The sequence below is a fragment of the Micromonospora sp. CA-244673 genome, from assembly GCF_050948395.1.
Lineage (GTDB): Bacteria > Actinomycetota > Actinomycetes > Mycobacteriales > Micromonosporaceae > Micromonospora.
This window is the reverse complement of sequence record NZ_CP192019.1, coordinates 2,152,098-2,177,966: the sequence shown is the minus strand read 5'-3', so window position 1 is coordinate 2,177,966 and position 25,869 is coordinate 2,152,098. Positions and strand designations below refer to the sequence as shown.

Sequence of the window (25,869 nt, the reverse complement as noted above, 5' to 3'; positions counted from 1 at the left end):
TGACGAGTCAGCGGCCGGAGGACAAAGATGCAGGTCCGCCTCTCCCCAGGCGTCGAAGATCCCCACACACTCTCCCGTCCCCGGCCGCCCGGCGGCGCCTTCGGCGCGGCCGTGAAGCGGGCCGTCGACCTCACCGTGGCGCTGGTCGCGCTGCTGGTGGCGGCGCCGGTGCTGGCGGCGGTGGCGGTCGCGGTGCTGCTCACCATGGGCCGGCCGGTGCTGTTTCGGCAGGAGCGGATCGGGCGGCACGGCCGGGAGTTCACCATCCTCAAGTTCCGGTCGATGGCAGCCGGCGCCGACCGGTTCTCCACCGCCGACGACGCCGTGCGGCTGACCCCGCTGGGCCGCTGGCTGCGGGACACCAGCCTGGACGAGCTGCCCAGCCTCTGGAACATCGTCCGCGGCGACATGAGCCTGGTCGGGCCGCGTCCGCTGCCGACCAGCTACCGCTTCCGCTACACCCCGGAGCAGTTCCGCCGGCACGAGGTCCGGCCCGGACTGACCGGGCTCGCCCAGGTCAACGGGCGCAACGAACTCGGCTGGGACGAGAGGTTCGCCTACGACGTCCGGTACGTCGACCACCACGGCCTCCTGCTCGACCTGCGCATCCTGGCCCGCACCGCGGTGGCCGTCCTGCGCCGGAAGGGAATCAGCGCCCCCGGCAGCGTCACCGCGCACGAGTTCCGCGGTCTCACCGCGGAGCAGCCGGTTCCGGCGACCGCCGGGAGCGGGTCCCGGTGAGCCTCGACCTCGTCGTGGTCGGCTGCGGCGGGCACGGCCGGGAGATCGCCCAGCTCGTGGCGGCGGTCAACGACGGCGCCGCCCGGCCCCCTTGGCGGCTCGTGGGCTTCGTCGACGACAACCCGTCGGAGCGCAACCGCAAGCGGGCGGAGGCGGGCGGCACGCCGTACCTCGGAACCCTGGCCGCGCTCGGCCACCTGTCCCCGCAGACCCACGTGGTGCTCGGCCTGGGCGACCCCCGGGTCCGCCGAACGGTCGGCGCGCGGGTCGACGCGCTCGGCCGGCCCGCCGCCAGCCTGATCCACCCCGACGCCACGGTCGGGGCCGACCTGGTCGCGGCCGAGGGTCTCGTGGTGTTCGCCGGCGGCCGGATCACCACCAACGTCGTCGCCGGCCGGCACCTGCACGTGAACCAGAACGCGACCCTCGCGCACGACTGCGTGGTCGGCGACCACGTCTCGCTGCATCCGCTCGCCGCCGTCTCCGGCGACTGCCACCTGGACACCGCCGCGCTGATCGGCGCGGGCGCCGTGGTCCTGCCCGGGCTGCGCGTCGGAGCCGGCGCGACGGTCGGCGCGGGCGCCTGCGTGGTACGCGACGTGCCGCCCGCCACCGTCGTCAAGGGCGTGCCGGCCCGCTGACTCAGAGCACGAAGGCGTCCGTCCAGAGGGCGCCGGAGCGGCCGGAGAGCGCGTCCAGCATCGCCACCGCCTGCCCGTCCGTGAGCTGCGCGACGAAGTCGACGATCGCCCGACCGCGGGCCCGCCCGATCCGGTCCGGCGTACGCGGGTGCAGCTCCGCCTCGGCCAGCTCGACCAGGTCGTGCAGCCGGCGGGGCAGCCGGGACTCCTCCTCCGGGTCGAGCAGCCACTCCCACAACGCCTCCACCAGGGTGCCCAGCAGCCGCGCCTGCCCCCGCTGGTGCAGGGCCAGGTCCGGCCGGGCCAGCACGAACCGGTGGTGCACGAACTTGAGCACCTGCACCTCGTGCCACTGCGGCTTGGCCAGCAGCACGTACCCGGAGCGGACGCCCGGCTCCGGGGTCACCGTGATGGCGTCCACGAAGCGGGTGGACCAGCGGGCGGAAAACCGGGCCACGTACTGCTCGGCCTCGATCGAGCCGTCGAAGGGCAGCGCCAGCAGGCCCTCCACCAGCTCCTCGCGGACGTGCTCCACGGCTGCGGCGAACGCCTCGTCGTCGGCGATCCAGGCGTCCTTGCGGTGCAGCTGGCGGCGCAGCCGCTCGATGGCCGCACCGGGGCGCCGGCCGGCCGTGGCCAGCGCCGAGGAGGTGATCGCCCGGAAGTGCCCGCACTCGCGCTGCCAGGCGGACAGCTCGGCGGCCACCGCGCCCTGCTGGAGCACACCGACCCGGTAGAAGTCCTCCACGTCGTGGATGGCGTACGCGATGTCGTCGGCCGTGTCCATGATCGACGCCTCCGGCGTCTGCTGCCAGTCCGGGATCCGGCCGGCGAACGGCTCCCGGGCCTGCCGCAGGTCGTCCACCTCGGTCCGGTACGCGCCGAACTTCGCCGACCCGCTCTCCGGGTCGTCGGGCGGGCCGGCCGCGCCGCGCGGCGCCGGGTCCAGGTGCCGCGGGTGCGGGTCCGGGTGGTCCAGCCGGGTCCACGGGTACTTCAGCATCGCCGCCCGGACCGCCGCGGTCAGGTCCAGGCCGGTGGTCGCCGCGCCGCGGATCTCGGTGCTCGTGACGATCCGGTACGACTGGGCGTTGCCCTCGAAGCCGTCGGCCAGGCCCAGCCGCTGCCGGGCCAGCCGGTCCAGCACCCGCTCCCCCAGGTGCCCGAACGGCGGGTGCCCGAGGTCGTGGGCGAGAGCGGCGGCCTCCACCACGTCCGGGTCGCAGCCGCCCAGCTTCTCCAGCAGGTCCCGGTGGGCCGCGTCGGCGGTCAGCCGCTCGGCGACCGCCCGGGCCACCTGGGCCACCTTGAGGCTGTGGGTGAGCCGGTTGTGCACGAGCAGCCCCGACCCGCCCGGGCTGATCACCTGGGTCACCCCGTTCAACCGGGCGAAGAACGGCGACCCGACGATGCGGTCCCGGTCCGCCCGGAACGGGCTGGCCGCCAGGTCGCCGAGCGCCCGGGCACTTCCGCCGAAGAGCCGCCGGGCCCGCGGATCCGCAGCTTGTTCCATGATCGCCACGCTAGCGCAGGGTGCCCCAGGTCGCGATGCGCCTGCCGACCCCTGGTGCCCCTGTGGCGGATGGGCCCGGGCGGGTGCCGCGCGGCCGGCCGTGGCGGGACCGGCACAATGACTGCCGAACCCACCCGAGAAGGCGGATCAGATCGTGACCCAGTCTGTGCACCAGCGGATCGCCGAGGAACTCGGCGTCGCCGAACGCCAGGTGCGGGCGGCCGTCGAGCTGCTCGACGGCGGCGCCACCGTGCCGTTCATCGCCCGCTACCGCAAGGAGGCCACCGGCCTGCTCGACGACGCGCAACTGCGCACCCTGGAGGAGCGGCTGCGCTACCTGCGGGAGCTGGACGAGCGGCGCGCCGCCGTGCTGGAGTCCATCCGCGGGCAGGGCAAGCTCGACGAGGCCCTGGAAGCGCAGATCATGGCGGCCGACTCGAAGTCCCGGCTGGAGGACATCTACCTGCCCTACAAGCCGAAGCGGCGGACCAGGGCGCAGATCGCCCGGGAGGCCGGGCTGGGGCCCCTCGCCGACACGCTGCTGGCCGACCCGACGCGGGACCCCCGCGCCACGGCCGCCGACTTCGTCGACGCCGACAAGGGGGTGGCCGACGCCGCCGCCGCGCTCGACGGCGCGCGGGCCATCCTCATCGAGCGGTTCGCCGAGGACGCCGACCTCATCGGCACGCTGCGGGAGCAGATGTGGTCGCGGGGCCGGCTGGTCTCCCGGGTACGCGACGGGCAGGAGACGGCCGGCGCCAAGTTCGCCGACTACTTCGACTTCGCCGAGCCGTACCCGAAGCTGCCCTCGCACCGGATCCTCGCCATGTTCCGGGGCGAGAAGGAGGGCGTGCTCGACCTGACCATGGACCCGGAGAGCGACGGCGACTCCGACGCCGTGGTCACCGGCCCCACCCGCTACGAGGCGGCCATCGCCGGCCGGTTCGGGGTCAGCGACCAGGGGCGGCCCGCCGACAAGTGGCTCACCGACACGGTGCGCTGGGCCTGGCGTACCCGGATCCTCATCCACCTCGGCGCCGACCTGCGGCTGCGGCTCTGGCAGGCGGCCGAGGAGGAGGCCGTCCGGGTCTTCGCCACCAACCTGCGCGACCTGCTGCTGGCCGCGCCGGCCGGCGCCCGCCCCACCATGGGCCTCGACCCCGGCCTGCGGACCGGCGTGAAGGTGGCCGTGGTCGACGCCACCGGCAAGGTGGTCGCCACCGACACGATCTACCCGCACGAGCCGCGCCGGCAGTGGGACGCCTCCCTGCACACGCTGGCGACCCTGGCCGCCGCGCACGGCGTCGAGCTGATCGCCATCGGCAACGGCACCGCCAGCCGGGAGACCGACAAGCTCGCCGGTGACCTGATCAAGCAGCACCCGGAGCTGAAGCTGACCAAGGTGGTGGTCTCCGAGGCCGGGGCGTCGGTCTACTCCGCGTCCGCGTACGCCTCGCAGGAACTGCCCGGGCTCGACGTCTCGCTGCGCGGCGCGGTCTCCATCGCCCGCCGCCTCCAGGACCCCCTCGCCGAGCTGGTGAAGATCGACCCGCGTTCGATCGGCGTCGGGCAGTACCAGCACGACCTGTCCGAGGTGAAGCTGTCCCGCTCCCTCGACGCGGTCGTCGAGGACTGCGTCAACGGGGTGGGCGTCGACGTCAACACCGCCTCGGCCCCGCTGCTCACCCGGGTCTCCGGCATCGGCGCCGGGCTGGCCGAGAACATCGTGCTGCACCGGGACGCCAACGGGCCGTTCCGCACCCGCGCCGACCTGAAGAAGGTGCCCCGGCTCGGGCCGAAGGCGTTCGAGCAGTGCGCCGGCTTCCTGCGCATCCCCGGCGGCGCCGACCCGCTCGACTCGTCCAGCGTGCACCCCGAGGCGTACCCGGTGGTGCGCCGGATCCTCGCCCACACCGGGCAGGACCTGCGCGCGCTGATCGGGAAGTCGGCCATCCTGCGCGGCCTGCGGGCGACCGAGTTCGTGGACGACACCTTCGGCCTGCCCACCGTCACCGACATCCTGGCCGAGCTGGAGAAGCCCGGCCGCGACCCGCGCCCGGAGTTCCGGACGGCGACCTTCGTGGAGGGCGTCGAGAAGATCAGCGACCTCACGCCGGGGATGGTGCTGGAGGGCGTCGTCACCAACGTGGCCGCGTTCGGCGCGTTCGTCGACGTCGGCGTGCACCAGGACGGCCTGGTCCACGTCTCCGCCATGTCGCACACCTTCGTGAAGGACCCGCGCGACGTCGTGAAGTCCGGCGACGTGGTCCGGGTCCGGGTGCTCGACGTGGACGTGCCCCGCAAGCGGATCTCGCTGACCCTGCGGCTGGACGACGAAGCCCCGGCCGGGGGCGGGCGGCCGCAGGGTGGCGACGGGCGCCGCGAGCGCGGCCAGGGCTCTGGTCAGGGCGGCCCGGGTGCGGGTCAGCGCGGTGGCCGGGGTGGTCAGGGCGGCGGCGGTCAGCGTGGTGGTCAGGGCGGCGGTGGTCAGCGGGGTGCTGCCCAGGGCGGCGGTTCGCGGGACGCCGGTTCGCAGGGCGGCGGTGGCCAGCGCGGCGACCGGGGTGGCTCGCGCGGCGGGCAGCCGCAGCGACAGGGGCGCGGCGGCGGGGCCGCGGCGCCGGCCAACAGCGCCATGGCGGACGCGCTGCGGCGCGCCGGCCTGGCCTGACGCCGCGCGACGCTGTCGAGCTGCCGCACGAACGGCACGTCGCGCGACGCTGTCGAGCCGACGTCACGTCGCGCGACGCTGTCGAGCTGACGTCACGAACGACTCAGCCCGACAGCGGACCCCGCCTCGAACCGGTCCAGCGAGCGGCCGGCGCTCCTTCGAGATCTTGGACAGTTGTCGTTCGCCCCGAACGGCAACTGTCCAAGATCTGGTGCCCTTGGCCGCCCGACGATCATGGCCGACCGGCTCGCACGACCGCGTCGCTGCGCCGACGTCACCGGCGGCTCAGGTCGACAAGCGTGACCCGGGGACGGGCCCGTGGAAGCGTGGACGAGGTGGGGCGGGCGGGGCGCGTACCCTCGCGGGCGTGGGTGGGGACGACGGCCTGGAGTGGCGGGAGCGGCAGCGCCGCGCGGTGCGGGCGCACGCGGCGGCCGACGCCCGGCAGCGCACCGCCGAGCAGGCGGAGGCCGCGGAGCTGGTGGCGCGGTTCGCCGCCGAGGCGCTGCGGCGCGGGCTGCGCACCGACCGGTTGACGGCGGCCGGCTACGACGGGCGCGGTCGCTACCGCACCCGGATCACCGGCTGGTACGTGGATCGGGCGCACAGCCGCGCCGTCGACACCGAGGGCCGCTTCTACCTGCTCGCCGTGCCGCCGAGCCTGCGGTCGCGGCTGTTCGGGGCCGACCCGGAGCCCGCGCCGCCGCCGCTGGTGGTCGGGCGGGGCGGCCGGGACGGCGAGTCGGTGCCTCTGGCGACGCTGCTCAGCCTGCGTCTCGAGGCGGGCGACGACTGGCGCTGACCCGCGCCGGCCGGACGGCCCGCTGCCGCGGCGGCAGGCCGCGCGTGGACCGCCGCTCCACCCGTCGCCACCAGCAGAGCTGCACGACCAGGGTGAGCAGGCCGGCCAGCACGATGGCGGCGAGGTTGATCACGAGCTGGAGGGCCGAGCCCGCCGCCTCGTGCCAGACGCCGTAGGCCGCCGCGACCGCCACGTTCGCCGCCGCCGGCACGGTGGTCACCGAGATCAGCACGCCGACCAGCGAGCCGGACTTCTTCGAGGTCAGCGAGAGCATGCCGGCGATCCCAGCGAGCACGCCGACCACCCAGGAGAGCGCGTCCGGACGCCAGATGAAGTCGGTGAGCGGGCGGTCGGCCAGCAGCATGTCCCGGCTGACCAGCCCGGCGGCGGTGAGCGCCCAGGTGCTCAGGACGGTGACCAGCATGGCGGCGAGGAAGCCGACCACCAGGGCCTGCACCGAGCGGCCGATGACGTGCGGCTGCCGGCGCAGCAGCGCCACGCAGAGCGCGGCGAGCGGGCCGAACTCCGGGCCGACCACCATGGCGCCGACGATCAGGATGGGCTGGTCGAGCAGCACGCCGATGCCGGCGATCATGGTGGCCACGGTGATGAGGGCGAGGAAGGTGCCGGTGAGCACGGTCTGCTCGCCGGTCTTCGCGGCGATCTCGTCCCACACCACGGCGTCCTCGCCGTGCCCGGGGGCGTCCTCGGCGGCCTTGTCGGCCGCCGCGGACAGGGTCAGCTCCACGTCGTCGGCGGCGATCGCCCCGTGCGCCTCGACGCCCAGCTCCTGGAGCCGGCGCAGCACGCCGTCGGCGCTCTCCCGCACCACGTCACAGGTGACGTAGTCACCGGCCGGCTGGCGGGCGGCCCCGGCCAGCACGACGAGGTGGGTGACGCCGGGGTCGGCCGCCAGCAGGTCGACGACCGCGCGCGACTGGTCCGGGGGCGCGATCACCCTCAGGTGCAGCACCGGTCACCTCCCCTGGTTCCGGCGGCCCAGCGCCGCCGGCCGCCGAACTCTACTCGTCCCGCCGCCGCTCAGGAGGTGCCTGCGGTGCCCGACAGATCAGGTCGGGGCGGTGTGCGGCATTACCTAAATGCCTCCTTGTCCGTTTTACCGGCCGTGACCAGTCGCCGCGATCACCGTTACCGACGCCTCCAGCCGGAGGCCCGATGAGCAGCCGCATCTACCTGTCTCCGCCCGACGTCGGCCCCCTGGAAGAGTCGTACGTTCTCCAGGCGCTCCGCTCCGGTTGGGTCGCCCCCCTCGGTCCGGAGGTCGAGGCGTTCGAGCGGGAGATCGCCGAACGGGTCGGGACCGCGCACGCCCTGGCCGTCAATTCCGGCACGTCCGCCCTCCACCTGGCGCTCCTGTCCCTCGGGGCGGGGCCGGGCACCGTGGTGGTCGCGCCGACGATGACCTTCGTCGCCACCGCCAACGCCGCGGTCTACACCGGCGCCGAACCCGTCTTCGTCGACTGTGCGCAGGCGGACGGCAACATGGACGTGGCCGCGCTGGAGCAGATGCTGGACCGGCTGGGCCGGGCCGGCGAGAGAGTCGCCGCGGTGCTCGTCGCGGACATGTTCGGCAGCTGCGCCGGATACGACGAGCTGCTGCCGGTCTGCGCCGCCGCCGGGGTGCCGGTCGTGGAGGATGCGGCGCAGGCCCTGGGTGCGACGTACCACGGGCGTCCGGCCGCCTCGTTCGGTCGGCTCGGCGCCCTGTCGTTCAACGGCAACAAGATCATCACTACCTCCGGCGGCGGCATGCTCGTCTCCGACGACGCCGCGCTGATCGCCCGCTGCCGTCACCTTGCCACCCAGGCACGCGAACCCGTGGCCCACTACGAACACGCGGACGTCGGCTACAACTACCGGCTGAGCAACCTGCTCGCCGCGCTCGGGCGGGCCCAGCTACGCCGGCTGGACGGGATGATGCGCCGCCGTCGGCTGATCCGGGAGCGGTACGCCAAGCTCTTCTCCACCGTCCCGGGCGTACGCCTGCTGGCGGACGGCGACGAGGGGTCGAACTGCTGGCTGACCAGCATCGTGGTCGACCCGGACCGGTCGGGGTGGCGGGCGGGAGAGCTCGCCACACACCTCGGCGCGCAGGACATCGAGACCCGGCCGATGTGGAAGCCCATGCACCTGCAGCCGGTCTTCGCCGGTTGCCGGGCGGTGGTCACCGGCGTGGCGGAGGACCTTTTCGCCCAGGGCCTCACGCTGCCCAGCGGTTCCGTCCTGGACGACCGCCGCATGGCGCGGGTCGTCGGCGCCATCGAGGAGTTCCTGGACCGCCGATGACGATGCGCCTCCCGGTGAGCGGTCCGGAGCCCGGTTCCGCCCCGGCCGGCGCCTCCTGCCCCGACATCACGGGCGACCGCGCACGACCTGTCAGACGGACCACGAGGAGGTAGGCGTGCGACCACTGCGGATCGCCGTGCTGTTGAAGACCAACCAGGGCGGACTCTGGATCATCCCGCAGGTGGAGGAGCTCCGCCGCCGCGGGCACGAGGTGGTGGTGATCCTCCCGCCCGGCGCCGGCGGGCTGACGGAGGAACTGCGGCGGCGTGGCGTCGAGGTGCACGACTCGCCGTTCAACTTCCGCTTCCGGCCCGGGATCTCGACGGTACGCGGCCTGTGGCAGCTCCGGCGGCTCGTCCGCCGGCTTCGCCTCGACGTACTGAACTATCACCTGTACGCGTCCGCGCTCGCCGCGCGCTTCGCCACCGTCGGCCTGCCGTTGCGACGGGTGCACATGGTCGCCGGACCGCTGTACCTGGAGTCCCCGCTGATCCGGACGGCGGAACGCCTGCTGTGGCGGCTGGACACCGTCACCATCTGTGGCACGGGCTACACGTCCCGACTGTACGGCGCGCTCGGGTGCCCGGCCGACCGGCGGCCGGTGCAGACCTACGGGGCAAGGACCGCACACTTCGCCGGCGTGGGCGAATCGGCCAGCCGGGAGGAGACCCGCGCCAAGGCCCGTGCCGAACTCGGCATCGAGGAGGACGCGTTCGTCGTCATCATGGTGGCGTACGTCTATCCACCCCGGAAGATGGTCTTCCAGGGGCGTGGCATCAAGGGCCACGACGTGCTGCTGACGGCGTGGCAGGCGTTCCACGAGCTGCACCCGCGCTCCCGGCTGCTGCTCGTGGGCGCCGGATTCTCGCCGGCCGGTGAGGCCCACCGGCAGGAACTGGTGCGGCGCTTCCACCTCGACCGGGACGACAGCGTTTCCTGGCTGACCTCGGTGGCGGACGTCCGCGACTGCTATCGGGCGGCCGATGTCAGCGTCAGCCCGTCGCTCTCCGAGGGGCACGGCGCCGCCTGCGAGGCCAGCGCGTCGGGGGTGCCGTGCATCGTCAGCGACGCCGGTGGGTTGCCCGAGACGGTGGACGAGACGACCGGCTGGGTGGTGCCGCGGGGGGACGCGACGGCGCTGGGCGCCGCGTTGCGGAGCGCGTACCGCGAGTTCGTGGACGGTGAACTCCGGGCGCGCGGCGAACGGGCACAGCGGTTCGCCATCTGGCACTTCGACAACCGGACGACGGCGGTCGGGGTCGCCGACATCGTGGAGGCCGCGTGCCGGACCGCCGCGGGGAGGCCCTGATGCGGGTGGTGGTGACGTCGGAGTCCCGGTTCAGCCGCACGCCGGACGGGCGGGTGTGGGTGGAGGCCGGTCCGGCCAACCCGGTCTGGCGCCGCTACCTGGTGGCCTTCGACCAGGTGCGGATCGCCGCCCGGGTCCGCGACGTGCCGGAGGTGCCGGAAGCCGCAGCCCGGGTGGACGGCGACGGGGTCGAGGTCTGGCCGGTGCCGTACTACCTCGGCTTTCGCGGGTACCTGCGCCGCCGGTGGGCGGTCGCCCGGGCGGTGGCCGCTGCGGCGGGCCGGCGGGACGCGGTGATCCTCCGGGTTCCTTCCCCGATCGGGTCACTGCTGGCGGCCGCGCGGGACCGTGCTCGCCGGCCGTACGCCCTGGAGGTGATCGGCGACCCGTACGACGTTCTCGCTCCCGGCGTGGTGCGGCACCCGCTGCGGCCGCTGCTGCAGGTCGCGTCGACCCGTCGGCTCCGCCGGCAGTGCCGGGACGCCGCCGCGGTGGCGTACGAGACGGAGCGTCGCCTGCAGAGCCGGTACCCGGCCCTGCCGACGACACCCACAGCGGGCATCTCCAGCGTCGACCTGCCACCCCCGGCGTTCGTGCCGCACGCCCGTGCGGTCCGGCCGCCACTGCGGGAAGCGACCCTGGTCTCGGTCGGCTCGCTGGAACAGCTCTACAAGGGCATCGACACGCTCATCGAGGCGCTCGCGCTGATGCCTACCGCCGGGCTCCACGCGCGCCTGGTGCACGTCGGAGTGGGCGCCTACCGTCCCCACCTGGAACAGCTCGCCGCCCGACTGGGGGTCGGGGACCGGGTGACATTCGCCGGTCCCCTGCCCACCGTCGAGGCGGTCCGCCACCAGCTGGACGCGGGGGACCTCTTCGTGATGCCGTCGCGCACCGAGGGCCTGCCACGAGCGCTCATCGAGGCGATGGCTCGGGCGCTCCCGGCGGTCGGCTCCACCGCGGGTGGCATACCGGAGCTGCTCGCCCCGGAACACCTCGTCGCGCCCAACGATCCCGCCGCGCTGGCCGCCGCCGTCACGGGCGTCCTGACCGATCCCGAAGCGCTGGCCGCCGCCTCGGCCCGCAACCTCGCCCGGGCTCACGACTTCTCCGCCGAGACCCTCGACGCCCGCCGTGCGCAGTACTACCGGGCGGTCGCCGAAGTCACCGAACGGCGGCAGACGCGCCCCGGCGCGCCGTTGACTCTGACGCCCTCCCGCTGACCGGGGGCGTACAAGCGAAGGGGTGCCCGCGCCGGTCGGCGCGGGCACCCCTTCGGCGACTACCGGCCGGCGCCTGCCTGGCGCCCGGCGACCTCACGGAGGATCTCCAGGTAGCGGCCGAGCTGGTCCTCCCGGAACAGGCCCTCCAGCGCGTTGGCCGGGACAGCCGGGAGCCGGCCGGAACGCTCCTTCACGGCGAGCCATTCCCGCAGCTGGGCGGCGATGGCGGGTGGATCGTTGTGGGTGACCCCCGCGCCACGGTCCCGCAGCAGCTTCGCCGCCACGCCGCCCTCGTACCCGAGCAGGAGGACAGGGCGGCGCGCGTGCAGGTAGTCGAAGATCTTGCCGGTCATCGTGCCGACGTCCCTGGGGTCGTTCCACATCAGCAGGACGAGCGCGTCCGCGTCCGCCTGGATCCGCCAGGACTTCTCCGGGGACACCTGCCCGAGGACGGTGACGGAGTCGGCCACCCCGGCACGCTCGACTGCTGAGCGCACAACCCCGTTGTCGTCCCCGGCGAAGACCACGTGAACGCGGGCGGCGTCAGGGCCGAGCAAGGCGATCGCGTCGAGCAGCGGGCCGGGGTCGCGCCTCCCCGGGTAGACGTAGCCGGTATGGGCCAGTGTGAGTGTGGTCGCGGACAGGTCGTTGCCGGCCGGCCCGGACCCGGTGGGCCCCGCGGGTGCGGGCGCCGGCCTGCGGTCGATGCCGTTCATGACCACGTGCGTGTCGACCCCGAACGTCTGACGTAGCGTCTCCGCCAGGGGCTCGGAGACGGTCACGCAGGTCGCGACCGACCGGAGCACCCGGCGTTCCAGCCTTCTGTCGACCGCCAGTCGCGTCGCCGACCGTACCCAGTGGTCGTTGCCGACCGACCAGAGGTCACGGTAGTCGCCAACCCAGGGCACCCTGAGCCGGCGCGCGAGCGATGCCGCCGCCACGAATCCGGAGAAGGGCGGACCGGACACCAGGATCACGTCCGGCCGCCAGTCGCCGGCCGCGTGGTGGAAGCCCCGGACAGCCGGCCGGATCCAGTTGAACTGAGGGTCCGGCAGGAGCAGTTCCATGCCGGCCTTGACGAGCCCGCGCGTGATGCGGTCGCGGGCCCTGGCGGGCCCCGAGGGTGCTCGCGCCGGTCCGCCCGCAGGCGGCTCGGCGGCAGGCCGGTTGAGCTTGGGAAGCTTCGGCGCGGGCGCTGTCCGGATCACGCGCTCCTCGGGCACCGGGGTCGGCTCGCCGCCCTGTTCCGCACCGATGGCGGTCAGCACGCGGACGTCCCAGCCTTCGCGAAGGGCCAGAGCAGCGAGCGCCGCCGGCCGGCGCGCGCCGACCGTCTCGGCGGGCGGGAAATGGTAGGAGACAACCAGCAGCCGCAGTGGTCTCTCGGGATTCCGTTGACTGTCGGTCACGGTCGGCCCCCTGGCCGCCAGCGGCGAACGCCCTGCATTGACGCGCACTCCTCTCCTCGCCCGACATCCGGGTCAACGAGGGATGCCCGCTGGGGACATGGACGCCTACCTCGACGAGTCGGGGATCAGCGCCAGCTTGCGGCGGGCTCAACGACGGCTTCGTGGACTCAACTCAGGAACGGTCGCAGCGCCTCCGCGGCGGCCGTGCCGTCATGCCACCGGCGGACGAATCCCGGCCCCTGCGCGGCCAACCCCGCGTACCGTTCGCGGTCGTCGACGATGCCCGCCATGACGTCCGCGAAGGTGGCCGGCGGGGCATTCACGATCGGCGGCGGCTCCGGCATCACCGCAGTTGTTTCCTCACCCACATAGCCGACGACCAGCCGACCAGCCGCCATCGCTTCCACCGCCGCCACCCCGTAGCTGCCGGTGAGGATCTGGTCGACCACCACATCCGCCCGGGCGATCAACGCCGGCATCGCCTCGTTCGGCACCAACCCCGGGTTCAGATAGCGGATCCGCCCGCGTCGGGCGAGATCCAGCAGAACCGGCTCGATGATCTCCGTGCCCTTGATCGGTGGGGAGGTGCGACTCGGCCGGTGCAGCACCGTGGGCACGCGGTCCCGCAGCGCCGGCCCGTCTGCTGCCCACACCACCGGGTCGATCGACACCGGCAGCCACGTCGCCCATCCGGCGTCCAGCAGCAGGTCGGGGGTGGACACGAACAGCGGCGCCCCCAACTCCCGGGCGATCTGCCGGTTCTGGCGGGCCCGATCGGCGGTGGTCGCCACCCAGCCCTGCGGCGCGCTCGCGTAATAGGAGAACGGGTGCCTCCGGATGTGCGCCTCAGGGTCACGGAGGTCGGTGCCGTGGGAGATCAACGCCACGGCCAGGCCGTCGCGGCGTAGACGGTCATAGTCGGCGTCGATGTGGACCAGGCCGGGGCGCCCGTACACCGGCAGGAATGCGTCCACCGCCAGGTGTGTCACCCCCCGCAGGACCCGGTGACGCGTCCACGCCACCCGCCCCCACCCGGGCACCACCCGGTGGTGGGGCAGCCGCCGGTCGACGGGGAACCGAAACCCTCCCCGCTGGAACGGCAACCGGTCCGGAAAGGCGAACGCGACCGCCGGCACGCCGAACACCCGCTGCACCGCTCGCGCCCACTGGTGGGCCTGACCCGCATAGTTTGCCGGCCCCACCGCGAACCCCCGCACCGTGGCCGTCACCTGACTGCTGCGCACCCGCTGCCTCTCCAGTCTGTTCCCGCTCATCCCGACACCGCGGCCGGCTGCCTGGCGGCGGCCGGCGCCGCGGGGCGGGCCGGTGCCTGCCGGTACAGCCAGGCACCCGCCCACCCGAGCATCGCCACCGTCACCACCACGACACCGGCCGCGAACAGCAGCCCGGGGAGGTGGCCCTTCACCGCCAGCAGCAGCGGATAGCTCACCCCGGCGGCGGAGAGAAACAGCCAACGGCGGCGCAGCCACACCCGCAGCGGCACCCCGACCAGGCGCAGCGACCACCGCACGTAGTAGACGCTGATCGCCGTGCCGGCCGCCGCGTAGCAGGCCACCCCGACGGTGGGCCCCCCGCCGGCCACGCCGATCGCCAGCGCACCGACCCGCACCGCCGTCTCCACCCCCGACAGCAGCAGCAGCCGCCGCAGCTCGTTCTTCACCGTCATCAGGGTCGACAGCGGGCTGGACACGAACGACGCCGCCAGCCACGGCGCGAGGACCGCAGCCAGCACGCCGGCCTGACGCCACCGGTCGCCGAACGCCGCCGCGAACAGCTCCGGTCCGGCCACCGCCACCAACCCGAAGCACGGCACGGCCAGCATCGCCAGCCCCGAGGCGGTGCGGTCCACCGCGTCGCGCAGGTCACCGCCGTCCCGGTCGAGCTGGGCGAGCTTCGGGTAGAGGACAGCGCTGACCGCCTGTCCGACGAGAGCGGTGGGCAGAGTGAGAATGCGGGTGGCGAACGCGAACAGCCCGGACACGGTGACCCCGTAGCAGGCCGCGACGATCGGGGACACCGCGGCGACGCTGAGGGTGTTCAGCACGGCCGGCCCGGTCGACAGCAGGCAGAACTGCCGCCACCGGTGGGCCGTCGCCCACCAGCCCGCCCACCCGCCGCGCGGGATCCGGTCGAGCAGCTGAGCGGCGCACCACACTCGCCCGGCGAGATATCCGCCGGCCAAGCCGATCGCTCCCCACCCCAGCAGCCCTCCGGCGACCTGACCTGCGCCCTGCACCAGCGACGACGAGACGGTGGACCGGGCGACGACAGTGAACCGGTTCCGCCGGGACTGCACCATCCGGCCGACGGCGGCGGCGCCGGTCACCGCCACCGCCGGGGGGATCAGCCACGGCATCACGCCCACGCTGGTTGCGGGCAGGGACGCGTACACGGCGACACCGACCAGCCCGAGACCGGCCACTGCCGTCACGGCGGCGACGGCGGCCGACGCGACCTCGTCCGCCTCCCGGTCGTCGCCGGCCAACGGCACCGCCATCTCCAGCCGCAGCGTCGCCGCCGTCGCCACGATCATGGACGTCGCGAGGAGCACCGAGAATTCACCGAACTCCCGAGGCGTGTAGAACCGGGCCAGCAGTATCGACGCGGCGACGGCGACGACCTGTGACACGGCGGTGCCGGCCGCCAGGTGGGAGACGTGACGGTAGAACCCGAGGCCACGTATCCGCGATGGGACGCCGCGCACCGTCACCGCCGCGCGGCGGGCTGGGCGGCCTCGGCGGCGTGGCGCTGCAGCAGCCAGCCCAGGGCGGCGATCTGCCCGAGCATCAGCCACCACCACGGCCAGGTGAGCACGGAGCTGCTGGCGAGGCTGGTCGCCCCGGTGCCGATCACGCTGAGCAGGATCACCATCCGCAGGTCGAACGCCGCTCCGCGCGCCGCCGGGGGGACGCGGACGAACAGCGCGGTTCGGCAGGCGACGACGAACACCGCCAGCAGCGGCAGGAGCAGCGGTAGACCGAACTCGGCGGCCAGTTCCAGCAGGCTGTTGTGCGCGTCGACGAGCCCACCCACCTCCAGGATCCGCTCCTGCGAGGCGATCGACTCGAACGCGGCGGCGCCGCGACCGATCCCGTGGGATTCGATGAAGATCCGCCATGCGACGCGCGTCAGGTTGAGGCGCGCGTCGTCGGAGTAGACGGTATCGGGGTCGGCGGTGAACGGGGACTTGTAGTCGGCGATGAGCTGCTGCCCCGGCCCGGTCCCGGCGAACGCCCACAGGACGATCCCGGCGGCGATGGCGATGTGGATGGCGCTGATCGTGAACGGGCGGGCCCGCAGCAGGGCGGCGCGGACCAGCCAGAACACCACCAGCGGCAGGGCGATCAGGCTGCCGAGCAGCACGGTGCGGCTCTGCGTGGCGACGGCGAGGACGAACCACAGCATCAGCAGCGGGACGTGCACATAGCGGGCCGGTGAGCTGCGGGCGGCGATGGCGCTCCAGACCAGGTACGGCAGGCAGGCCAGCAGGTAGCCGGCGTAGTTGTTCGGGTTGTAGAAGGTGCTGGTGACGAGGTAGTCGCCGGTGAGACTCCACGGCCCCTCGATCAGATGTTGGCGGGTGGCGAGCTCCCAGATCGCGACCGCGGAGGTGATGCAGAAGCCGACTACCCAGCCGCGTCTCATCGCGTGCAGGTTGTCGGGGTGCCCGCCGCTGAGGCCGAGGAGGCACAGCGCCCCACCGATGGCGAGGGACATGAACCACACCTTCTGGCTCGCGGCGCCCTGGTCGGGGGCCCACAGGGTGGTGAGGGGAGCCCACACCACCCAGACGAGGGCGACGACGAGCAACGCGGCGGGGGTGGCTGCCTGGCGGGGGGACCACCGGGCCAGCAGAACCATCGCCGGCAGGAGCGCGAGGGCGACGAGAAGCCAGTAGAAGTTCGGGAACAGGCTCGGCGTGAGGCTTGGCGTGGCGGACATGCCGAGGGAGCCGAGCGCCGGAAGCAGGATGAGGAACGCGCGCCGGATGTGGTGGGCCGCGGGGCCGGCGGTGGACTCAGGGGCTGGTGGTGCCAGGACGGTGCTGGTTGTGGCGTGGTGCCGCCCGCCCGCCCTCGTCGAGGTGTGGGTCATGGCCTTGCTGGGCCGTCCTTTCCTGCCTGGGGACGCGCGAGGGTCAGACCGCTCGATCCGTGCGGTAGCGGGCGAGGTTGGCGGGGTCGAGGAACCACTCGACGGTCGCCTTCAGGCCGTCGTCGATGCCGGTCACCGGCTGCCAGCCGGTGTGCGCCCGGAGCAGGCCGGCGTCGCCGACCAGGCGTTCCACCTCGGACTCCGCCGGGCGGAGCCGGGAGTCCGTGACGACCACCTCCGGTTGGGCGCCGAACATGGCGGCAATCCGGCGCACCAGGTCGCCGATGGCGGTCTCCCGCCCCGTCGCCGCCTGGAACACCCGGCCCACGACCTCGGCGTCCGGCGCGGTGCCGACCGCCTGGAACGCCGCCACGGTGTCGGCCACGTAGAGCAGGTCGCGGGTGGTCCGCAGGGCGCCCAGCTCGACCATGCCATCGCCCTTGGCGAGCTGGCTGATGATGGTCGGGATGACGGCGCGGGTGGACTGCCGGGGTCCGTAGGTGTTGAACGGCCGGAGCGTGACCACCGGCAGGCCGAAGCTGAGGTGGTAGCTCTCGGCCAGCTTGTCCGCCCCGATCTTCGAGGCCGCGTACGGGGACTGGCCCCGCAGCCGGTGTGTCTCGGTCATCGGCACGGTGGTGGCTGTTCCGTACACCTCGCTGGTGGAGGTCACCACCACCCGGCCCACGCCTGCCACCCGCGCGCTCTCCAGCACGTTGAGCGTGCCGGTGATGTTCGTGTCGACGTAGGACTGCGGCGCCAGGTACGAGTACGGGATCCCGCCCAGTGCGGCGAGGTGGTAGACGACGGACGCGCCGTCGACCAGCCGTTGGACCATTCCCCGGTCCCGGATGTCCCCGGCGACCACCTCGACCCCCGCGAGCTGGTCCGGGCCGAACGTGTCCAGCCAGCCGTGCGAGCCGGCGCCGTTGTAGTGCACGAAGGCGCGTACCCGGTGGCCCGCGCTGACGAGCGCCTCGACCAGGTGCGACCCGATGAAGCCACCGGCTCCGGTCACCACCACCGGCTCGTCGGGCGTGTGTGCCGTCATGTTCTCTGCTCCTCCACTGTGCCGGTCCCGCCGTGTCCGGTCCCGCCCCGGGACCGCCCGGCCTGGATCAATAGGACGCCGCCGGATCCGGAGCGGCCGCGTGCCAGATCGCCCGGACCGACTCGTTCAGGTCGTGCCGGGGCGACCACCCCAGCACCGAGGTCACCCGCGCGAGGTCGGCGCGCATCCAACCCACCGCCGCTGATCGCGGTGGCGGCGAGCGGTCCTCGCGGAGCCGTACCGTCGCGCCCGCCTCGTCGACCAGCAGACGGACCGCGGATCGCACGGGCAGCGCCCGCCCGCTGCCGACGTTCAGGACGCGGGCCGCGGGAGCGCGCACCGCCACGGCCTGCCGGACGGCCGTGGCGACGTCGCGCACGTCGACGAAGTCACGGTGGGCGTCCAGCGGGCCCGTGCGCAGGTCGTCGCCGGGGGCGAGCCGGGTGAGCAGTGCCGCCGCCCGACCCAGCAGCGTCGTCGGGGGCATGCCGGGGCCGATGGGATTGAACACCCGCAGCACGATGGCGTCCACGAGTCCGGCCCGGGCCGCGAGGGCGATGAGCCGGGTCGCGGCCGCCTGGCTCACGCCGTAGTCGCTGACCGGCGCCGGCACCGTGTCCTCGCTGACCGAGGTGCCGAACGGCACCGGGCCGTACTCGGCGGCCGAGCCGAGGCGGACCAGCCGCGCACCGGGTGCGGCGACGGCTACGGCGTCCACCAGCTTCGCGGCGGCCAGCGTGTTCGACAGCACCAGTTCCTCGGCCGTGCCGGCCACCGCTCCGGCGCAGCACACGACCGCGTCGGGCCGTACGGCACCGAGCAGCTCCCGGAGCGTCTCCCGCGCCGAGCCGGCGAGGTCGCACTCGGCCCGCGAGAGGCACACGAGATCCGTGTCGGCTTCCAGCTCCCGGCGGACGTGGCCACCGATGAAGCCAGAGGCGCCGAACAGCAGTACCCGGGTCATACCGGCGCCGGCGTGCCGGCCGGCAGGAGCATGTCCCGGACGTCGGCGAAGGTTCGGTTCGCCTCGTCGTAGTCCTCCGGGCGGCCGATGTCGAGCCAGTAGCCGTCGAACTCGTAGCCGGCGGGCGGCTCACCCCGGCCCAGCAGGTCCAGGACGAGCTGGTCGAAACCGAAGGGCTGGCCCACCGGGTAGCGGGCAATCGTGCTCCGCGAGAGTCCGTAGACGCCCATGCTGACCCGGTAGTGGAGGACGGGTTTCTCGGAGAACGAGGTCACCTTGTCCCCCGCCAACTCCAGGACACCAAAGTCGATCTTCACGCTCCGCCGGTAGGTGGCGACCGTCAGCGGCGCACCGGAGCGCTCGTGGCTGGCCAGCACGTCCGCGTAGTCGAGGTCGGTGAGAACGTCACCGTTCATCACGAGGAAGTGCTCCGGCAGCCGTTCCCGGATGCCGAAGAGCGGGCCGATGGTGGACAGCGGCTGCTGTTCCTCGACGTAGTCCACGGCGAGGCCGAACCGGGAGCCGTCGCCGACGAAGGCCCGGATCAACGATCCCAGGTGGTTGATGGCCAGGGTGACGTGCGTGAACCGGCAGGCGGCGAGCTGGCGCAGGACGATCTCGAGGATCGCGTAGCTCTCCCCGATCGGCACCAGCGGCTTGGGCAGGGTCGAGGTGTACGGACGCAGCCGCACCCCCGCGCCACCCGCCATGATCACGACGTGCATCGGTTCTCCCGTCCGTCCCCCGCCATACCTCGCTGCCCAACGAACGGAACCTTCGCGAGGGTACGGAGTTGACATGTCAGGCCCCCGTCACCCGGAATCGAATCAACCTCGCATACACGCCGAATAGCCCGTTCAACGCGAAACCCCGACAAAACTCATTCCGTACCGGTAAGCAGGGAAGGACAGCAGGCCGCCCGGTGGGCGGCCCGGACGCGGGTGATCACCAGGGGAGAACAGATGCCGCGGGAGACAACAACTGCCGAGAACGCAGGCCGGGCCGGCAGACGGCGCAGGGCCGTCCAGCTCCTGGTCGCCGACACGGCGGCGTGGCTCGGCGGAAGCGTGGTGGCGGTGTGGGCCCGATACGAGTTCGACCTGACCCCGGCGCAACTCGCCCGCGCGGTCGCGGTCGGCGTCGCCGCCGCCGCGCTGCACCTGGGCGGCATGGCCGTCCGCCGGCGCTACGCGGGCCGCCACCCCCTCGGCAGCCTCGGTGAGATCCGTGGCCTGGCCGCGACCACCGCCGCGACGGCGGCCGTGCTGCTGCTCGCGCTCGCCCCGCTCCCCGAGCGCCCGGTTCCGGCCAGCACGCCGGTCGTCGGGGCGGCACTGGCCCTGCTGCTGATGTTCGGCACCCGCTCCGTCTACCGGCAGCAGCGGGACCGCGCGTTGCGCCCGCGGGCCGCCGACGCCCAGAAGGTGCTGCTCTTCGGCGCCGGTTCGGCGGGCGAGGGTCTGCTGCGCTCGATGGTCAGCGACCCGGCCAGCGACTACCTCCCGGTCGGCCTGCTGGACGACGACCCGGGCAAGCGGGACCTGCGGATCCACGGGGTGCGGGTGCTCGGCGGTCGGCACGACGTCGGGACCGCGGTGCGCCGGACCGGCGCGACCAGCCTCATCCTCTCGGTGGCCAACGCCGACGCCGATCTCGTCCGGCAGATCCGGGAGGCCACGCTGGCCACCGGCGCGGCGTTCAAGGTGGTTCCCCCGGTGCGCGAGCTGGTGAACCACCGGATCACTGTGAACGACGTGCGGGACCTGCAGATCAGCGACCTGCTCGGGCGGCGGCAGGTGGTCAACGACCTGACGCTGGACCACGAGGGGCTGCGGGGGCGCCGGATCCTCGTCACCGGCGCGGGCGGCTCGATCGGCTCGGAGCTCTGCCGGCAGATCATGCGCGCCGATCCGGGCGAGCTCATGATGCTGGACCGGGACGAGTCGGCGCTGCACGCGCTGCAGATGTCTCTCGCCGGCCGGGCGCTGCTCGACAGTCCCGAGCTGATCCTCGCCGACCTGCGCGACGACGAGGGGATCCGACGTATCTTCCAGGAGCGGCGGCCGGAGATCGTCTTCCACGCGGCGGCGCTCAAGCACCTCACGCTCCTCCAGCGGCACCCGGGCGAGGCGGTCAAGACGAACGTGTGGGGCACGCTGACCGTGCTCGACGCCTGCCGGGATGTGGCCCGGTTCGTGAACATCTCCACCGACAAGGCCGCGGACCCGATCAGCGTGCTCGGCTACTCGAAGCGGATCACCGAACGGTTGACCGCGCACGCCGGCGCGCACCACCCCGGCACGTTCCTCAGCGTGCGCTTCGGCAACGTGCTGAGCAGCCGCGGGTCGGTGGTGACGGCCTTCCAGCGGCAGATCGAGGCGGGCCTGCCGGTCACGGTGACCCACCCCGACGTGACCCGCTATCTGATGACGGTCCAGGAGGCGGTGCAGCTGGTCCTCCAGGCCGCCGCCATCGGCCGCGACGGTGAGGCGCTCGTGCTGGACATGGGCGAGCCGGTCCGGATCCAGGACCTCGCCCGGGAGATGATCGACCGGGCCGAGAATCCCACCCCGATCGTCTTCACCGGGCTGCGTCCGGGCGAGAAGCTGCACGAGGACCTGCTCGGCACCGGCGAGGTCGACGTCCGGCCGCTGCACCCGCTGATCTCCCACGTGCCGGTGCCGGTGCTGGACCCCATCGAGGTGGCCGCGCTCGACCCGTTCGACGACCCGCAGAAGGTCATCGCGCACCTCGCCCAGCTGTGCGACCGGGCGTTCGACCCGGCGGAGGACCGGCCGCTCGACGTCGAGCTGTCCCACTGACTCCGGCGCGCGCGGCCCGCCCCGACACCGGGGCGGGCCGCGCCGCGCGCGACGCGCCGTGGCCCACGGGTACGCCCGGTAGCAGGGTGAACACATCGAGCCATTGACATGCATGCCGCTCCCGGCCAGGCTCGCGCCTGATGTCCTTCCACCGAAGGAGGCGCGATGAGACCGACACGGCTGGCGATCGCAGGCGTGTTCACCCTGGTCGGCGCGATGGCGCTGACCGCCCCGGCCAGTGCGCGGCCACCGTCCGACCCGGGCGGCCGTGACGGGCTGGAGGTCTACGTCGGCACGGTCGACGCCGGACAGCTGGAGAAGCTGCGGGCGGTCGGTGTCGACCTGGACGAGGACCACCGGTCCGCCGATCCGGCCGGTGCCACCAGCATCGAGACCGTGCTCACCCGGCGGACGGCGGCCCGCCTGGCCAGCCAGGGCGTGCCGCTGACCGTCAAGAAGGTCCGCGGCAAGCCGGCCTCCCAGGCGCTGCGGGAGCAGGCCGCGGCCGGCTGGACGGCGTTCCGGTCGTACAGCGAGCCGGGCGGCATCCGGGACGAGCTGACCGCGACCGCGGCCCGGTACCCCGGGCTGGCGAAGGTGGAGACCGTCGGGCGCACGGTGCAGGGCCAGCCGATCCTCGCCGTGAAGGTCACCCGTGGCGCGCGCACGCTGCCGGACGGGAAGCGGCCGGCGGTGCTCTACGCGAGCACCCAGCACGCGCGCGAGTGGATCACACCGGAGATGACCCGCCGGCTGCTGCACCACGTGCTGGACAACTACGGCGCCGACGCGGAGATCACCGGCTGCTGAACACCACCGAGCTGTGGTTCCTGCCGGTGGCCAACCCGGACGGCTACGACCACACGTTCACCCCGGGCAACCGGCTGTGGCGCAAGAACCTGCGGGACAACGACGGCGACGGCCGGATCACCGGCGCGGACGGCGTCGACCTCAACCGCAACTTCGCCTACAAGTGGGGGTACGACGACGAGGGCTCGTCGCCGGAGCCGCCCAGCGACACCTACCGGGGCGCCGGCCCCAACTCGGAGCCGGAGACCAGGGCGCTGGACGGGTTGTTCCGCCGGGTCGGCTTCGAGTTCTTCGTCAACTACCACTCGGCCGCCCAGCTGCTGCTCTACGGCGTCGGCTGGCAGGTGAGCACCCCCACCCCGGACGACGTGATCTACGAGGCGATGGCCGGCGACGACGCCCACCCGGCGGTGCCCGGCTACGACCCGGACATCTCCGCCGAGCTGTACACGACCAACGGCGACACCGACGCGCACGCGCAGGTCCGCTACGGCGCGCTCGGCTTCACCCCGGAGATGTCGACCTGCCAGACGGCCGCCGCGTCCGACCCGGACGACCAGTGGCGCCCGGAGGACTGCGTCAGCGGTTTCGTCTTTCCCGACGACGAGAAGCTGATCTCGGCGGAGGTGGCGAAGAACCTGCCGTTCGCCCTGGCCGTGGCGAGGTCCGCGGCCGATCCGGACGACCCGGCCTCGGTGGTCGGCCGGAGCACCCCCGACTTCATGGTGGACGCGTTCGACACCTCGTACGGGCGGACCCAGCAGGTCGCCTCGATCACCCGGCGGGCCCTGAAGGACGTGCGGATGCACTTCACCGTCAACGGCGGCCGGCCGAAGACGACCAAGGTCCGCGAGTGGCGCGGCGGCGAGCGGTACGGCGACACGAACGACCGCTACTACGCCGAGCTGCGCGGCACGGTCACCGGCACGAGGCCCGGCGACCGGGTGGAGGTCTGGTTCACCGGGGTGAAGCCGCGCAAGGGCCCGGTCGCCAGCGCGCACTTCACCTACCGCGTGCACCCGGACGTCGGCGGTGACGTGCTGGTCCTCGCGATGGAGGACGTGACGGGGATCAGCCCGGCGCAGGACGCCACCACCGCGAGGTACGCGGCCGGTATCGCCTCGGCGGTGCAGAAGGCCGGGCACCGGGCCGACGTGTACGACTTCGACGCGATGGGCCGGAAGGCGCCGCACCCGCTGGGCGTGCTGTCGCACTACCGGGCGGTCATCTGGGAGACCGGGGACGACGTGATCCTCCGCTCCCCCGGGCAGGCCGCCGGCACCACGGCCGAGGCGGCGCTCACCACCGAGCTGGCCGTCCGGGACTACCTGAACGAGGGCGGCAAGGTCCTGGTCAGCGGGAAGTACGCGCTGTTCGCGCAGGGCTCCGACGGCGGGTACGTCTACCGGCCGGGCGCTCCGCCGGAGTGCGTGGACCCGGACGATGTGGCCTGCCTGCCGGTGCTCAACGACTTCCAGCAGTACTGGCTGGGGGCGTACAACTACCTCGGTGACGGGGGCACCGACCCGGCCGGCGACCCGTACCCGGTGCGCGGCGCGGCCGGGGCGTTCAGCGGTTTCGCGGGGAGCCTCAACGCGCCCGGGTCGGCCGGCAACCAGGACCACACGGCCTCGTTCCTCAGCACGTCGAGCTTCCTGCCGCCGGACCGGTTCCCGCAGTTCGCCAGCTCGGCGGCCGTGGACTGGGTCCGGCCGGGCGCGGCGCCGTACGACCCGCGCACCGGGGACTGGTACGTGTACAGCGGCCGGGCCGACGAGGCGTACAAGCGGCTGACCCGGACCGTCGACCTGACCGCGGCCACCACCGCGGAGCTGCGCTTCGCCACCTCGTACGACATCGAGGAGAACTGGGACTTCATGATCGTCGAGGCGCACGAGGTGGGCAGCGACGAGTGGACCACGCTGTCGGACGCCAACGGCCACACCCGCCAGGTCACCGGGGAGAGCTGCGCCTCGGGTTGGGTCGACGAGCTGCACCCGTTCCTCGCCCACTACCAGGGCGCGGACTGCTCCCCGGCGGGCACCACCGGCAGCTGGCACGCGGCCACCGGATCGTCCGGCGGGTGGCAGGAGTTCGCCGTGGACCTGTCCGGGTACGCCGGCCGGAAGGTCGAGATCGCCATCTCGTCCGTGTCGGACTGGGGCACCCAGGGCCTCGGTGTCTTCGTGGACGACGCCCGGGTGACCGTGAACGGGTCGGTGGTCTCGGAGACGTCGTTCGAGACGCCCGACCTGGGCGGCTGGACGGTGGCCGGTCCGCCGGCCGGCTCGGGACCCGCGGCGAACGACTGGACGCGGAGTGAGCAGGCGTTCGAGGAGGGCTCGGCGGTCGTCACGGCCGACAGCGTCTACCTCGGCTTCGGGTTGGAGGGGCTGGCCCCGGCGGCCCGGGACGACCTGGTCGCCCGGTCGCTGACCCACCTCACCGGCCGGCCGCGGCGCTGAGCCCGGGGGCGGGCACGCCGGCGCTGGTCACCGCGTCGGCGTGCCTGCCCGTACGCCCCGCCCACCGCCCCCGGATGTGGTGAGCTGTACGGGTGGCGGGGCTGGGTCTGGTGCTGCACCCCACCCGGGACGTCTCCGAGGTGGTCGGGATCATCGAGCGGTGGGCGTCGCGCCACCGCAAGACGCTGCTGGTCCGGGCCGAGGACGAGCACCGGGTGCCGTCCTGCGTCGAGCCGGTCCCCGCCGACGAGCTGGCCGTCCGCGCCGACGCCCTCATCAGCATCGGCGGTGACGGCACCATGCTGGGCGCGCTGCGCATGGCGGTGCGCGACCCGAAGCCGGTGCTCGGCGTGCACCTGGGGCGGCTCGGTTTCCTCGTGGAGGTCGAGCCCCCGGACCTGCCGGAGGCCCTGAGCCGGCTCGCGGCGAAGGACTTCACCGTCGAGTCGCACGCCTGCCTCGCCTGCGACGTGTGCGGCGACGACGTGGTGGCCTTCAACGACATCGCGCTGGTCCGCCAGCCCGGCTCCGGATTCGTCACCGCGACCCTGGCCGTCGACGGCCAGCGGTACGGCTACTACCGCTGCGACGCGCTGGTGGTCAGCACGCCGACCGGCTCGACCGCGTACAGCTACGCGGCGGGCGGCCCGCTGATCTCGCCGGCGGCGGACGCCGTGGTGGTGACCCCGTCGGCGCCCATGGCGGGCATCTCCCGGGCGGTGGTGCTCGCCCCGGAGGAGAGCATCCGCCTGGACCTCCGGGCGGACACGGCGGCGGTGGCCGTCGAGATGGACGGGCTGGTCATCAAGGAGGCGGCGACCGAGGGCGCGGTGCAGATCCGCTACCGCCGGAACGCGGGCCTGGTGGTCCGCTTCGACCCGCGGCGCTACCAGGAGCGCAACCAGTTGAAGCTGAGCCTGCTCGACCTGCCGTTCCTGCCCGACCAGCTCCGCGAGCTGCTGCCCGAGGAGCTGCGGCGGGAACGCGACCAGCGGGAGCTGGAACCGCCCTGCTGACCGGCCGGG

Annotated in this window: 18 protein-coding genes and 1 pseudogene; 10 read left to right on the top strand and 9 right to left on the bottom strand. The window is 73.5% G+C overall.

Annotation, left to right across the window (positions count from 1 at the left end; all coding sequences use genetic code 11):
- Positions 1-27: 27 nt before the first annotated feature.
- Both ACQP12_RS10185 and ACQP12_RS10180 read left to right on the top strand, forming a co-directional pair.
- A complete protein-coding gene (locus ACQP12_RS10185) occupies positions 28-741 on the top strand; it encodes a sugar transferase (RefSeq protein ID WP_433286950.1) in 714 nt (237 codons plus the stop codon).
- On the top strand, positions 738-1,382 hold the full coding sequence (locus ACQP12_RS10180) for a NeuD/PglB/VioB family sugar acetyltransferase (RefSeq protein ID WP_433286948.1): 645 nt from the start codon (positions 738-740) through the stop codon (positions 1,380-1,382). Before ACQP12_RS10185 ends, ACQP12_RS10180 begins: the two co-directional genes overlap by 4 nt.
- 1 nt (position 1,383) lies before the next feature.
- Here the strand turns inward: ACQP12_RS10180 and ACQP12_RS10175 are convergent, their stop codons facing one another.
- Positions 1,384-2,895, bottom strand: coding sequence for a deoxyguanosinetriphosphate triphosphohydrolase family protein (locus ACQP12_RS10175; protein ID WP_433286946.1), 1,512 nt, complete (start codon positions 2,893-2,895; stop codon positions 1,384-1,386).
- Positions 2,896-3,049: 154 nt separating this feature from the next.
- Between ACQP12_RS10175 and ACQP12_RS10170 the strand changes: the two genes are divergently transcribed.
- Both ACQP12_RS10170 and ACQP12_RS10165 read left to right on the top strand, forming a co-directional pair.
- Positions 3,050-5,566, top strand: a complete 2,517-nt coding sequence (locus ACQP12_RS10170) for a Tex family protein (protein ID WP_433286944.1) — start codon at positions 3,050-3,052, stop codon at positions 5,564-5,566.
- Between the two features lie 367 nt (positions 5,567-5,933).
- Positions 5,934-6,368: a hypothetical protein gene (locus ACQP12_RS10165; protein ID WP_433286942.1), complete on the top strand. Its 435-nt coding sequence runs from the start codon at positions 5,934-5,936 to the stop codon at positions 6,366-6,368.
- On the opposite strand, the gene ACQP12_RS10160 is transcribed toward ACQP12_RS10165, so the two are convergent.
- Complete coding sequence (locus tag ACQP12_RS10160) at positions 6,331-7,341, bottom strand: DUF389 domain-containing protein (RefSeq protein WP_433286940.1); 1,011 nt, start codon at positions 7,339-7,341, stop codon at positions 6,331-6,333. The genes ACQP12_RS10165 and ACQP12_RS10160 overlap by 38 nt on opposite strands.
- A gap of 203 nt (positions 7,342-7,544) precedes the next feature.
- On the opposite strand from ACQP12_RS10160, the gene ACQP12_RS10155 reads away from it, so the two are divergent.
- The 3 genes from ACQP12_RS10155 (at position 7,545) to ACQP12_RS10145 (ending at position 11,207) form a co-directional block, all read left to right on the top strand.
- On the top strand, positions 7,545-8,675 hold the full coding sequence (locus tag ACQP12_RS10155) for a DegT/DnrJ/EryC1/StrS family aminotransferase (RefSeq protein WP_433286938.1): 1,131 nt from the start codon (positions 7,545-7,547) through the stop codon (positions 8,673-8,675).
- Positions 8,676-8,790: 115 nt separating this feature from the next.
- Positions 8,791-9,984 (top strand): glycosyltransferase family 4 protein, encoded by a 1,194-nt coding sequence (locus tag ACQP12_RS10150; RefSeq protein ID WP_433286936.1) that lies wholly within the window; start codon positions 8,791-8,793, stop codon positions 9,982-9,984.
- Positions 9,957-11,207 (top strand): glycosyltransferase family 4 protein, encoded by a 1,251-nt coding sequence (locus ACQP12_RS10145; RefSeq protein ID WP_433286934.1) that lies wholly within the window; start codon positions 9,957-9,959, stop codon positions 11,205-11,207. The genes ACQP12_RS10150 and ACQP12_RS10145 overlap by 28 nt, the downstream gene beginning before the upstream one ends.
- A 59-nt stretch (positions 11,208-11,266) precedes the next feature.
- Here the strand turns inward: ACQP12_RS10145 and ACQP12_RS10140 are convergent, their stop codons facing one another.
- The 7 genes from ACQP12_RS10140 to ACQP12_RS10110 form a co-directional block, all read right to left on the bottom strand.
- Positions 11,267-12,616 (bottom strand): glycosyltransferase, encoded by a 1,350-nt coding sequence (locus ACQP12_RS10140; protein WP_433286932.1) that lies wholly within the window; start codon positions 12,614-12,616, stop codon positions 11,267-11,269.
- Between the two features lie 167 nt (positions 12,617-12,783).
- Positions 12,784-13,890, bottom strand: a complete 1,107-nt coding sequence (locus ACQP12_RS10135; RefSeq protein ID WP_433286930.1) for a hypothetical protein — start codon at positions 13,888-13,890, stop codon at positions 12,784-12,786.
- Positions 13,887-15,266, bottom strand: coding sequence for an oligosaccharide flippase family protein (locus ACQP12_RS10130; protein WP_433286928.1), 1,380 nt, complete (start codon positions 15,264-15,266; stop codon positions 13,887-13,889). The genes ACQP12_RS10135 and ACQP12_RS10130 overlap by 4 nt, the downstream gene beginning before the upstream one ends.
- A 77-nt stretch (positions 15,267-15,343) precedes the next feature.
- Positions 15,344-16,732, bottom strand: coding sequence for an O-antigen ligase family protein (locus ACQP12_RS10125; RefSeq protein ID WP_433286926.1), 1,389 nt, complete (start codon positions 16,730-16,732; stop codon positions 15,344-15,346).
- 43 nt (positions 16,733-16,775) lie between these two features.
- Positions 16,776-17,783, bottom strand: a complete 1,008-nt coding sequence (locus ACQP12_RS10120; protein WP_433286924.1) for an SDR family NAD(P)-dependent oxidoreductase — start codon at positions 17,781-17,783, stop codon at positions 16,776-16,778.
- A gap of 67 nt (positions 17,784-17,850) precedes the next feature.
- Entirely contained in the window at positions 17,851-18,747 is an 897-nt protein-coding gene (locus tag ACQP12_RS10115) for an NAD-dependent epimerase/dehydratase family protein (RefSeq protein ID WP_433286922.1), read from the bottom strand.
- Entirely contained in the window at positions 18,744-19,472 is a 729-nt protein-coding gene (locus ACQP12_RS10110; protein ID WP_357947892.1) for a sugar phosphate nucleotidyltransferase, read from the bottom strand. Before ACQP12_RS10110 ends, ACQP12_RS10115 begins: the two co-directional genes overlap by 4 nt.
- Positions 19,473-19,709: 237 nt before the next feature.
- On the opposite strand from ACQP12_RS10110, the gene ACQP12_RS10105 reads away from it, so the two are divergent.
- The 3 genes and pseudogenes from ACQP12_RS10105 to ACQP12_RS10095 all read left to right on the top strand — a co-directional run bounded on the left by ACQP12_RS10105 (position 19,710) and on the right by ACQP12_RS10095 (position 25,860).
- Positions 19,710-21,569, top strand: coding sequence for a polysaccharide biosynthesis protein (locus ACQP12_RS10105; protein ID WP_433286920.1), 1,860 nt, complete (start codon positions 19,710-19,712; stop codon positions 21,567-21,569).
- A gap of 165 nt (positions 21,570-21,734) precedes the next feature.
- Positions 21,735-24,844, top strand: a pseudogene (locus ACQP12_RS10100) (M14 family zinc carboxypeptidase).
- Positions 24,845-24,936: 92 nt separating this feature from the next.
- Positions 24,937-25,860 carry an NAD(+)/NADH kinase gene (locus ACQP12_RS10095; protein WP_433286918.1) on the top strand — a complete coding sequence of 308 codons (924 nt, stop codon included), beginning with the start codon at positions 24,937-24,939 and terminating at the stop codon, positions 25,858-25,860.
- Positions 25,861-25,869: the final 9 nt, after the last annotated feature.